The sequence below is a fragment of the Maribacter sp. R86514 genome, assembly GCF_044597005.1.
Lineage (GTDB): Bacteria > Bacteroidota > Bacteroidia > Flavobacteriales > Flavobacteriaceae > Maribacter.
Genome location: NZ_CP138999.1, coordinates 2,698,169 through 2,710,177, shown reverse-complemented (window position 1 = coordinate 2,710,177; position 12,009 = coordinate 2,698,169). Strand labels below are relative to the sequence as shown.

The 12,009-nt window shown below is 29.8% G+C and carries 14 protein-coding genes; 10 read left to right on the top strand and 4 right to left on the bottom strand.

Translation table 11 applies throughout. From position 1 onward, the window contains the following. Positions 1-172 precede the first annotated feature (172 nt). The 6 genes from SJY30_RS11820 (at position 173) to SJY30_RS11795 (ending at position 6,040) form a co-directional block, all read left to right on the top strand. Positions 173-1,030, top strand: a complete 858-nt coding sequence (locus tag SJY30_RS11820; RefSeq protein WP_396632381.1) for a toprim domain-containing protein — start codon at positions 173-175, stop codon at positions 1,028-1,030. A 166-nt stretch (positions 1,031-1,196) separates the two neighbouring features. Then, positions 1,197-1,649, top strand: a complete 453-nt coding sequence (locus SJY30_RS11815; protein WP_396632380.1) for a BfmA/BtgA family mobilization protein — start codon at positions 1,197-1,199, stop codon at positions 1,647-1,649. A gap of 2 nt (positions 1,650-1,651) precedes the next feature. Further along, the gene (locus SJY30_RS11810) at positions 1,652-2,542 is read left to right on the top strand and encodes a DUF5712 family protein (RefSeq protein ID WP_396632379.1); all 891 of its coding nucleotides are present in this window, start codon (positions 1,652-1,654) and stop codon (positions 2,540-2,542) included. An 11-nt stretch (positions 2,543-2,553) separates the two neighbouring features. Next, positions 2,554-4,407, top strand: coding sequence for a type IV secretory system conjugative DNA transfer family protein (locus SJY30_RS11805; protein ID WP_396632378.1), 1,854 nt, complete (start codon positions 2,554-2,556; stop codon positions 4,405-4,407). Positions 4,408-4,420: 13 nt separating this feature from the next. Beyond that, positions 4,421-5,608, top strand: coding sequence for a hypothetical protein (locus SJY30_RS11800; protein WP_396632377.1), 1,188 nt, complete (start codon positions 4,421-4,423; stop codon positions 5,606-5,608). 186 nt (positions 5,609-5,794) lie between these two features. Continuing rightward, a complete protein-coding gene (locus SJY30_RS11795) occupies positions 5,795-6,040 on the top strand; it encodes a hypothetical protein (protein ID WP_396632376.1) in 246 nt (81 codons plus the stop codon). Positions 6,041-6,043: 3 nt separating this feature from the next. On the opposite strand, the gene SJY30_RS11790 is transcribed toward SJY30_RS11795, so the two are convergent. Further along, positions 6,044-6,487, bottom strand: coding sequence for a hypothetical protein (locus tag SJY30_RS11790; protein ID WP_396632375.1), 444 nt, complete (start codon positions 6,485-6,487; stop codon positions 6,044-6,046). A 1,167-nt stretch (positions 6,488-7,654) separates the two neighbouring features. On the opposite strand from SJY30_RS11790, the gene SJY30_RS11785 reads away from it, so the two are divergent. The 4 genes from SJY30_RS11785 to SJY30_RS11770 all read left to right on the top strand — a co-directional run bounded on the left by SJY30_RS11785 (position 7,655) and on the right by SJY30_RS11770 (position 10,483). Then, positions 7,655-8,110, top strand: coding sequence for a JAB domain-containing protein (locus SJY30_RS11785; protein WP_396632374.1), 456 nt, complete (start codon positions 7,655-7,657; stop codon positions 8,108-8,110). A 221-nt stretch (positions 8,111-8,331) separates the two neighbouring features. Beyond that, positions 8,332-9,045: a hypothetical protein gene (locus tag SJY30_RS11780; RefSeq protein ID WP_396632373.1), complete on the top strand. Its 714-nt coding sequence runs from the start codon at positions 8,332-8,334 to the stop codon at positions 9,043-9,045. A gap of 189 nt (positions 9,046-9,234) precedes the next feature. Next, positions 9,235-9,831, top strand: coding sequence for a hypothetical protein (locus SJY30_RS11775; RefSeq protein WP_396632372.1), 597 nt, complete (start codon positions 9,235-9,237; stop codon positions 9,829-9,831). A gap of 361 nt (positions 9,832-10,192) precedes the next feature. Beyond that, the gene (locus SJY30_RS11770; protein WP_396632371.1) at positions 10,193-10,483 is read left to right on the top strand and encodes a hypothetical protein; all 291 of its coding nucleotides are present in this window, start codon (positions 10,193-10,195) and stop codon (positions 10,481-10,483) included. Positions 10,484-10,606: 123 nt separating this feature from the next. Here SJY30_RS11770 and SJY30_RS11765 read toward each other — a convergent pair whose 3' ends face one another. The 3 genes from SJY30_RS11765 to SJY30_RS11755 all read right to left on the bottom strand — a co-directional run bounded on the left by SJY30_RS11765 (position 10,607) and on the right by SJY30_RS11755 (position 11,945). Continuing rightward, positions 10,607-10,840 carry a hypothetical protein gene (locus SJY30_RS11765; RefSeq protein WP_396632370.1) on the bottom strand — a complete coding sequence of 78 codons (234 nt, stop codon included), beginning with the start codon at positions 10,838-10,840 and terminating at the stop codon, positions 10,607-10,609. A gap of 129 nt (positions 10,841-10,969) precedes the next feature. Continuing rightward, positions 10,970-11,332 carry a DUF2493 domain-containing protein gene (locus SJY30_RS11760; protein WP_396632369.1) on the bottom strand — a complete coding sequence of 121 codons (363 nt, stop codon included), beginning with the start codon at positions 11,330-11,332 and terminating at the stop codon, positions 10,970-10,972. Between the two features lie 7 nt (positions 11,333-11,339). Then, complete coding sequence (locus SJY30_RS11755) at positions 11,340-11,945, bottom strand: hypothetical protein (protein WP_396632368.1); 606 nt, start codon at positions 11,943-11,945, stop codon at positions 11,340-11,342. Positions 11,946-12,009: the final 64 nt, after the last annotated feature.

Genomic DNA, 12,009 nt, shown 5'->3' with positions numbered 1-12,009 from the left:
AACTACACCGTCATCATTTTATCATCAAACTATCATCAAAAAAATACTGATGAAGAAAAAAGGGCTTTTTGATGATTGATGAAAATTTGATGAGCCGGGCAAAGCCCATTCACACCGCTAATATCAACAATTATCATCAAAACCTCAATTTTAATTTAAAACACTATTAATCATGAAAAAAGAAAAACATCACAACCTAAACTGTAAAACAGCTAGGGATATATCAATTATAGATACCCTACGAAGACTTGGTTTTTATCCTAAAAAAACAAAAGAAGAAGAATGTTGGTTTCTTAGCCCATTCAGGTACGAGAAAACAGCATCATTTAAAGTGGACATAAAACTTAACCGTTGGTATGATCATGGCGAAGCTGTCGGTGGTAATGTTATTGATTTGGTTATTAAAATTACTGGCTACACCGTAAAAGAAACTTTAGAATTTCTAAGCAATTCAAATAGTTTTTCTTTTCAAAAGCCAAATAATTCTACTAAAAATTTGACACCAAACTATGTTATTGAAGATGTAATTAACTTGGAACATGATGTCTTATTGTGGTACATGGTCAGAAGACGTATTACTGCAAAAGTAGCATTAACCTATTGCAGAGAAATACATTACAAGATTAATGGCAAAACCTATTTTGCAATAGCTTTTAAAAACGATGTAAGTGGCTATGAAGTACGCAATAAATATTTTAAAGGATGTCTAGGCAACAAGGGAGTAACACATTTTAATAATGGAAATCAAAAGCTTCTTATGTTCGAAGGCTTTTTAGATTTCTTATCATACAAAGAGCTTTTTTCAAGAAATAAAGATGAAGATTATTTGATTTTAAATTCCATATCACAGCTGAAAAATTGCTGGTCAATTTTATCTAAATATAGCCATATAGATTGCTACTTAGATAACGATGATGCAGGTAAAAAAACAACCAATCTAGTAATGGAAAAATTTTCTTTTGCCCAAGATTGCTCTTCTAAATATGAACCTTTCAAAGATGTCAATGACTACTTAGTGGAGGTTTCTTAAAAAGAAAGCAAGTCGGACAGGGGCAATACCCCTGTCTCCGACTTGCTCTACGAGGTTAATCATCTCATATTCAAATATTTAACACAATTACATAATATATCCATTTATAGAATATTTATAAAACACCATCTATTTAACTGATAATAAGCACTTTAAAATATAAACCATGTCTAAAAAAAGCATCTTAGTTAATGAAATCGCCCATAAGGACCTTTCTAAATTGGTAGTTCAATTCAATTCTAATTTCGGTCAATTAGTAGGTTCTATGATTCAGTTTTTTAAGAAAACTGGTATCAATCCTAATGAACCATTAAAGGATAATCCGTCCATATTGGTTAAAAAATTAGACAATAGAATTGTTTCTTTTTTAAAGGTTCAAGAACGAGATATTTTAAAACCTATGCGAGCCGATATTTACCAATATCATAAATCTAATAATGATCGTGTACATGCAGAAAGAGACTTTTTAAACTCCAAACTAAATGAAACAAATGAGAAGCTCGAGAATATTCTAGTAGAAATTAGAAAGCAAAGACAGGTGCATTTAGAGGTAGTTCTGTTTTTAGATTCTAAAAATAAAACCGGCTTATTGAACAGAGTACAATCGATACTAAAATAGTTGTGCCAATATCTAAAACACATAGTTCTACAGGAGGAAATAATACGGGTTCTTGTTCAAGTTTAGCAAACTATTTAGAAAAGGAAAATATAGAATTGGATAAAATGTCTGATAAGGAAAAAGACCACGATAGTAAAATGAAAATCGAATCTATGAAGCAACAGTTTTTTAATCATGAAAAATCTGATGTCAGTCATACAGAAGTCATTTCAAGTATTGATAATAATAAAAAGAAATTAGGAAAAGAGGATGCTAAATTTTTTGCTCCTACAATCAGCTTTAGCGAAAAGGAACAACAGCAAATAGCAAAGATGGTATCTGGCAAAAATATCGAGAACATTAAAGATTTGAACGTAAAAGAATTCAAAGCCTTTAACAAAGCTATACAAGACTATGCAAAAAAGGCTATGGACAATTATGCCAAAAATTTTAACCGTAAGGACAAGGGCTTAGAAACTGGAAGAGATCTGGTGTACTATGGCAAGGTGGAGCACATGAGGAAATACAAGGGCACAGATAAAGAAGTCCAACAAGGAAAAGTTAAGTCTGGCGAATATAAAAAAGGTTTACAAAGCCATATTCATCTAATTGTTTCAAGAAAAGATAAAACTCAAAAGCTAAAGCTTTCGCCTATGGCTAATGAACGTAATAAAACTAGAAAAATAGGAGGCAATGAATATAAAGTTGGATTTGACAGAAAAGAATGGATTCAAGCCAATGAAAAAGCATTTGACCAACAATTTCAATACAAGCGAAAAGAAATAGAAAAATTTAAAAATCAAAATATTTTAAAAAATGGTAGTCCCTCTGAAAAAGCCAAAATCATAAAAACAATCGAGAAGGATAATGAAATAGCCAAAGCAAAAAACTCACAAAACGAATTAGGAATTTAAAACACAATAACATGTCACTTTCAGAAGCAAACAAAGAAACTTCAGGCTTAGGTAAAAGCGCCTTAGGTTTTATAATAATAGGAGCAATATTTCTGCTATTTAATTTTATAAAGAACTCCTTTCTCTATATAATTCATATGGATGTAGCATATGAATTATGCAGACTAAATGAGTTTATTTCAACTCCATTCGGTAAAATCACGTCTTACCTAGTATTCTCTTATATCATCAGCATATTGTTAACATTCAGGCTATTTAAAAATTGGAAAACTAAATGGTTGTACAAACTATACCTTGTACTCTGTATAGCTTCTATACCATCCACTTTAGATTTAGGCTTACTATTCAATATAGATATAACCTGGTATGTATTTTTCGCAATAACTACAAGTGTCATAAAGCTTTCGTTACTTTTTTACAGACCTAAAGTGTTTAGCTTTTTACGCTCTAAATTTATAAGAAGGAAGAAATCACAAGAATTATCAAATATCATTTTAGCAACTAAAAAGAGAAATGTAGAAATTAAAAATCCTTTTGCCGGAATTTATATTCAGGGTGGTGCCGGAAGCGGTAAAACAGAGAGTTTATTAAAACCCATGATGAAGCAATGTATCGAAAACAATTTTGCTTTTATCATCTATGATTTCAAAGGGGAACTTACTCCATTTGCAAATGAAGTGATGGAAACTCAAAATATAAATCAATTCAATACCTTAAATTTTAAAGAACCCTTATTAAGTGATCGGTTCAATCCATTAAACCCATCGCATATTAGAAATACTGCAGAAGTAGTTGAATTGACTAAAACCTTGTTTTATAATCTTAATCCTGCTTCAATTAAAAAAACGACTAATAATTACTTCTTAGATGAAGCAATCAACCTCTTTACTTCAATTGTAATTTTTCTGAAAAATAATAAACCAGATTATTGTACCATCCCCCATATAATAGCAGGACTTTCAAATAATAGTATAGATAAAGTAATCTTAAAAATAAGTACAGAATTTGAAGCATTACCTTATATATCTTCTCTTAAAAATGTAATTGAATTAAAAGCGGAGAAACAAGTAGCAGGTGTAATAGGCTCTTTACAAGGTAGCCTTGCAAAATTCACTTCAAAAGAGTTGTTCTATATTTTATCGAAGAGTGATTTCTCACCTGAATTAAACGACCCAGAAAAACCAAATCGATTGTGTATAGTTAACGATTCAAGCTTGCCCAGTTTTTATGCTCCTTTGATATCAATGATAATAAATAATTGCTTAAAAAAGATGAATGTGGCTGATAGACATAAAAGCGCCATATTTCTTGATGAAGCACCAACTCTGTTTATTCCAGAATTTGAACAAATACCGGCAACGGCAAGAAGTAATAAAATTGCCACTGTGTTTACCACTCAAGATTACACACAAATACTTGATAAATACGGTAAAGAAAAAGCCCAAACTATCATCAGTAATCTTGGTTCTCAATTTTACGGTAGAACTACCAATGTAGAAAGTATGAAACAGATTTCAGAACTATTTGGAAAATATGATAAGGTGTTCAAAACAAAGAGTAAGGGAAAGTCTTCTGAATTATTAAACACAGGCAATATGCAAGTGAATAACGGACAATCTGAAAGTATACAACAAAGGTACACTGTAACAAGTAATGAACTGTTAAAACTTAAGCCCGGTGAATTCTATTCCATAATAGGTGATAAAAAATCTCACAATCAACATATTCAATTGAAAAAAGAAAAGGCACATAAAGAAAACTATAACGCACAGAATATTAGAAAACTATCAACTTCAATATCTCAGTTTGATTTGGATAATAATTATTCAGAAATCAATAGGATAGCAAAGACACTATTTAATTAAACTTTCCTTCTTTATGAGCAAAAAATTAAGTGATACTGAGATACAAAATATTTCAAAGAAACATTTTAAATGTATCCAATTCATTCAAAGAGCAAAAAATAGCCGCTACGGATTGTTCTTTTGTTCAGAACATAACACTAAGAATAGGCAATATCTTAATAGCCATATAAAGGGAATTAACCCCTGTAAAGTATGTAGAAAGAAAGCGGGAAGACCAAGAAAAAACTCAATTTCAGAAATCAATAAAAGGCTTGATAAAAAATTTAATATGCTTATAAAATTTCATAGTTATCATCCAGTAGATAAGAAAAAAGCTCATTTCGAGTGCAAATCTCATGGTAAAACAACAGCTAAATATTTAGGTAATGTTCTACATTCAAATCAAAAAAATAATCCATGTAATAATTGTCATGATGAAAGGGTTTTTGAACCTCCAAATAAACTAAGTCTTGTTGAAATAAATAATAGGTTAGTTAGAAACAAAAGCAAATTATCTATGATAAGACGAAAGTCTAATAATTCACGATTTGGAATATTTAAATGTGAGCTTCATGGTCATATAAAAAAAGCACTCCATATTAATTCGGTTTTTGTAAGAAAATCAAATTGTCCAAAGTGTAAATGTAAAACAGCGCCACCTAATAAATTTTCAAAAGATCAAATTCAAAATTTATCAAATAAAGTATTGGGGAATTTCATCTTCCTTGGAAGATCAAAAAAACACCATAATATTGGATTTTTTATTTGTGAAAAACATTTTGAAAAAGGAATTCACAAACAGTTTATTAGTAATCATTTACGAGGTTTTAATCCATGTTGCGGAAAGGTATCCAAAGGCGAAGCTAAGGTTGCTAAATATCTAATTAATAAAGGATATAAGTTTAGCCAAAATCAATCCTTTGATGGATGCAAAGATATTCGGTCTTTACGATTTGATTTTTTTGTTCCAGACTTAAATCTTTTAATAGAATTTGATGGCGAACAACATTATAAACCAATAGCTAGATTTGGTGGTAATAAAAAGCATATTAATGTTAAAAAACGTGATAAAATAAAAACTGATTTCGCTAAAAGGAGAAACCATAATTTCCTGAGAATACCCTTTACTCACCTGAGTAATATAAATAACATTTTAAATAATAAAGTCACTGAAATTAACCAGGGAAACATAGTTTTCAAAGAAATTAAACCAAAAAAATAAATATGACACTAAACACACCTTATGTTAGAAGAGCATTAATCATGCTTTGGATAATTTCACCAATGGTCATAAGGCTTTCATCTGAACCAAGCATTTTTTGGCTAATTTCATATTACATAAGTCTGCCTCTTTACTGCTATTTTCAAATAACTAAAAAATAAATATTAACACCATAAAAACAAGAACATGAGCTACATAGATAAATTTGAACTTGAAGATTTTGATTACTTAGACCAACATGAAGAAGGATTTAAATGTTGGCAGACAGACTATAGATTGCTAAGAGAACGAGATGAAGAAGCAGGTAGGATAGCCTACGAAGGTGGACTAAAGGATTTTAAAGACGATTATATGCAGAGGCATAAAGATAAGCAAGTTCCAAGACAGCGACCTTTGTTTAGTAAAGAACAATTAGCCAATTGGGGCAAGTGATTTTTATTTAAAATATTCTAGAATTGCATTCCAGTTAGGGTATTTGTGTGAACCGAATTGAAGTAAGGTGCCTTCAAAATTTTCCTGACCTTTTCCTTCGATATAATCATCGATTAAATAGTCCGCTTTTATTAATCCTTTATTAGATGAAATAATAAGCTTACTCACGAAATCAAAACCTAGATGATTTTCTATCCATATTCTTTTTTCAGTGTAGCATAGCGGATTTCTTTCGGAAGGAGCTGTTAGTATATAAATTTGAAAACCAGAAATAGAGTTCAAGTGCTTCACAGCTTCAATTGCTCCTTCAATCTCAGGTAAATTTTTAAAAAAACCTTGAACACTTTGTGGAAATTTTTGTTCAGGGTTTAATTTTAATTGATTGTTGAATATTTTTGTGTAATCACACATGACATCATCCATATCAACGCAAATTGTTTGTAGCATAACAAGATATTTGTTTTTAATTAAAAGGATGTTTTGGTCAAATCATTTAATCTGTTTTCATAGTAAAAAGGCTCATATACCATGCAAAAGAAAAGCATAATATTGCGGGAACAAAATCAGTAGGGATAGTACGTGTCTCTGAAATAAAATATACGTACACAAGCAATAAAACTGTGGGGCAATTCCCCCAAAGAAAGGGAAAATATATACTCGATATATTTCTCTTTAAATAGTTTTTATAAAATTTCATATTAATTATTTTTTAAAAAATGATTGTTATTCCAAACACATTAATAATGATTACAAATTAATAAACTTATAATATTTAATTTATTGTTTTTTACATTTTATACTTAAATTTTAGGTATAAGCATAATCCTTTAACAATAATAATAGGCTTTAAAATCATTAAATAAGTAATTAAGGTAATCAAGAAAATTTTAGATATTAAAAAAGTTTTAAAAGAATTTTCTAATGAAATGGAAGACTATAATAAATCGATTACAAACAAATAAATTAACAAACCATTATTATTAATCTGGGTTTAATAATAATAGGTATTATATCAGTTTTATTAGACATTCATAAATGTCAAATGCCTAATTAATATAAAATTTATATCTAAATGAACACGGAGATAAAAACATTCACGAGTGATAATCACTCATCAACCTGTCTAATTTGTGAAACCACATATAGCATAGGCAATCAAATTAATCCTCAGCCAAGTTGCACTTGCGGAAATATTTCTTTTTTTGACATAACCCCTCATTATGTACGTATTGCTATTTCTTGGCCACTGGTCGTGATAAATACTAGTAATGATTGGAAATCGGAAATTCTCTCCCAAATTAACGAGTTTGGTAGCCCTAAAAGTTTCAGGAATATACCGGACTTAAAAGATTTTGAAGATTTCGACCTAAATAAATAACCTGATTGACAAGTTTTAAGATCAACCATACAATTTGAAATAATTGTCTATTGATAAAAGAAAAGAATATCTTATCAACATCTACACAAAGTTAAGCACGTAAAATATTCCCATCAAAAGACTACGGCATAAACCAGGCTCATAATTCGCTCTTATTTATTCCGTTTCCTTTAGAGCTGAAATTTCACTACCCCTTGTGATTGCGCAAATATTGTTCAATCTAAAAATCATTTGAAATGAAAAAAGTGACCATTTACAAGAATTTGGTAGGCGAGTTAACCGTAAACTACAAACGAACTGAACAACTAGCTCAAAAAATCTCTAGTTCAGACGACTCAGCAGATTTTATTAGACCCTACTTCGAACATGTTATGGACGATCATGAAGTTGTCAAGGTGATTCATCTGAATCATGAAAACAGAGTTATAAATGTACACCATGCTAGCTCTGGAACAGATACAGCCTGTTTAGTACCAATAAAAGCCATTGTTAGAAATGCTATCATGTTACCTACTACGGGCATTATACTAGTTCATAATCACCCTAGCGGTCAAACAAAATTCTCTGAAGCAGATATTGTCGTTAGTAAAAAATTGAAAATAGCCTGTAATTACTTTGACGTAAGATTTGTCGATAGCATAGTAATCACTAGAGAGAAGCATAGCTCAATGAAAGATGAAAGGGTCATATGACCCTTTTTTTTGTTCTAGAATGTAATTATAAAATTTAGTTTTTCTATTTTCAACCTATTTATATAGTATAGCAAAAGGAAATTTTAATTTGCGGCATTTAGAATATAAAATGAAAAATGTGTCATATATATCTTATTTTGGAAGGATATTTAACAAATGTTATATACCCAAATGTTGGCAATGAATAAAAAAAATTACATCTAATAAAAACATTTTAAAAATTGAAACTAAAAGCTAAAATTCAAAAACTGATTTCACCAATATTTCGAAAAAGATATGTGTATAATATTCTAGATGATGAAATGTATTTCAAAAGTTTTGGCGTTGAAAAAGATGAAACTGGCGAATACAAAGCAGAAAATAATGATTTGCTCGAAAAAGCATACCAAAAAGCGTGGGATAATAGAGATTTCGAAATAAACAAATTCTGGACAAGAGCTGCCTATTTTTGGGGGTTTATAGTATTAATATTTGGAGGTTTAATAACATTATTGACTTCAAAAAGTAATGAAACTGCAATTAATTTACGATTAGATTTATATTTAATTGCTCTCGGATTATTATTTTCAATAGCGTGGTACTTAGTAATGAAAGGAAGTAAAAGCTGGCAAGAAAATTGGGAGGCGCATATTGACTATTTAGAAAATTTTATTTCTGGTCCGCTTTATAAAACCGTTCATTATAAGGGTAACAGATTTTATTCTGTTTCTAAAATAAACGAATTATTAGCTTTACTTGTGATTTTGGTATGGTTAAGTTTTTTCATTCAATATTTTTCAGAAAATTTTGTAGTTTCTTTAAACTTAAAATTAATTGATTATCAGGCTACACTAACATTTTGGATTACTTTAGGTTTTGCCTCATCAATGAGGTTTGGATACGCTTTGGGAATTTATGATGCGAAGAAAAATGGATTTATTGACAGGTGGTCGTGAGAGTTTAATTTACAACACTATCTATGGTTTGGGTGTTTTTGAAAGTCCCCGAATTTTTAAATTTGACAATTTCAAATAAAAAACAAATAGTAAAATTTAAAAATTCGGCTTGTTATTAATCCGAAAATATAACGCTTATTTTCAGCGCTACTTTCCATACGCGGAGCCGTTACTAGCAATAACCACAAAATGAAAAGACAACAGATGATTATCGGAATTGTAGTTGGTTACATGCTAAAGGTGATGAAGGCGCAAAAAACAGAGATGAAATTCAAACAAGAGTTTGCCTGCATCAGACATGGTAATTATCCGGATTTTATTTCATTAGTTAAAGGTTGTATCACGGAAATGGTTGTTTACAGAGACGGAGTTATTAAAGTTAATCCTAATCCAAGAGAAGATGATTTAGGTTTTATTGGATTGGTTATGGCAGGACCATCCATGAAAGTATTTTATGAAAAATGTATTGCGGAATATGGCATTTTTGTAGATAAAGAAGTTTCGGATAAAATATATTACCAATTAGCAATTTATGAAATCACTATACGCATTCACGCTAATAAATTTAAAAGTCTAGAAAAAAGCGAAACCTTTCAAACGATTATTCATAATCTAGGAAAACATTTAGCCTTAGACGAGGAAGATGTTACAATTCTTCAAAACGGACGAAAATTATTGAATATGGTTAAACACGGACGAAAAAAGAATTACTCATGGATAGAAGCTATAACAGACTTTGAAAAGGCTTTTCAACTTACAGAAGAAAAGAACATCACGTTGGAATAAAGAAACTGCATGTAACACAGTGTATAATTTATAGTTTTTTAGGTCAAATTATGAAAGTCCAAACGGACTTTCTTGGTTAGTATTTTTTTAATGAGATTTTGTCGAATTGCTAAATTAACAATATCCTTTATCAGATTTTTATTTTTTGTTGAAAGGTGATGCAATCATTTTTAAAGTTATGTTTTGGAATAAATTGTGTCATAAGCAAGAGCTTTCTTCTTATTTGTTATCAGTATTTTCTTCCCTTATTGTAGAGTGCACGATATTTTTTTCATCTTCCTTATTTTCATCGTTTAATAATTAACTTTTCAAAATAGTGAGAAAAATAATGCAACTACATAAATAACATAGCACAAATCAAATGGGTCGAAAGATTCTGTCCAACAATTATAAACCGTATTTTTATAATATGGGTCTTTATGAATATATGATGCTAAAGGATGAGGAACAATGGAAAGACCTTTGGAAAAATGGTACATTCTTAACTCATCATATCGAACCTAAAGAAAAGTTCTCCTTGTTCGCTCTTTATAATTTTTTTGTTGAAGTTGAATTAGACTTTAAAACCAATAAAATAATTAGTAAGAGGCACTTTAAAGCAGGGGATATACTTGATAGATATGCAGGTAATATTGATATTAATAATATCTAATATTACCATAGACAATTATTTTAACAAAAAATATTGTAAGGTATTGACACCGCTAATAATTAAATTATTGATTTTTTGTGATTCTTAAGCTCGATAAAGATAATATTGACGGTGATAAATTTATTATTGACTTTTTAACAAGTTATAGTTTCCTTTAATACTAACCAAGGTTTTAATTATTGACTCATCTGTACCTGGAATCACCAGTTCACATTTACCACAAAGAGCAAAATCTGGATGTATTTCATCAATACAATAACAAGTGCAATAATTATTGTCCAAACTTACCACGTCATCAAATAGTTTTAAATCTTCTATTGTAAAAATTACTTTTATCGCCCTTAAACTTTTGTTCATAATAGGAATTTCTATCGAATTTAGTATTTATGCAATTTTTATTTATAAGTAATTTCTTTGATTAATTTTCATAAAAATCGAACAAGTAGTTTACAAAACAAGCTTGTTCGTCTTATAATTTTCTTCTATTTAATCTATTGACACAATTTCAACAACTAAATCGTTCTTCCTAGCTAGATTTATCATTGATTTGGTTCCTTTACTTTTCCCATCCCAAAAAGAAAGAAGATGTGTGGCATATTTAGCCATTTGAGCATTTCTTTTTGGACCTGCCGACCTTCCGTACTTAGCCCAATCAGCAGGAAAAATTACAAATTCGATATTTTGCTCTTTAGCAAATCGTTCACCTAAAGCATCAACACCTTTGGCTCCTCCAGACACAATCTCGATATCTGTTTTGTCAAACTTAGAAATAAAATTCAGTACTGATTTTTTTAAAAAATCATAGTCATTAAAATTTCTCCCACCGGCAATTATAATTTTTTTATCCATTTGTAATTTATCCTTGTCGTAATCTTAATTTGATTGTTTTTTTAACCACACTCGGTTGTCTTCTAAGTAACTCGGCAACTTTGTCACTATTTTTGAACTTTATAAATGCTCTTATCAGAATATCGAATTCTCTTTCTGTCCACTTCTCATAAGCTCTGGGATATGTTTTTCTTGTTTCAATTGCTTGTGGCGGCAAGATAGAAGCATCGATTTTAGGTAATTTATCTATATGAGATTTTGATTTTAATATTAATTCATCGATCTCGGATTGAGTTATTTCTGGAACAATTGGGTTGTTGGCGTTTATAGACTTGTTATTTGATTTAATTTTATTATCAGGTACACTGTAAAATCGCCATTCATAAAATTTCGATTTGTTTTTACTTCCTTGACATTGTGGTATAAGATTCAACATCCCTCTTTTATGAAGGCGTTTTAAGTAATTTCTAAAATGAACGCCATTATGTCTATCCTTTTGAATTAATCCTTTTCTTGCTAATAATGGGTAAACATCAGTACTTCTTATGCCATGCAAGCCAGTTTGGTCTAAATACTCTTGAATTGCCCTACTAATTCTTCTAGCTTTTTGAAATTCTTCATGGCTAATTATCATGCTATTCTAATTAAATGAATTCTAAAATAGTTAGTTAAGAAGAATCTTACAAGTTCTTACGATA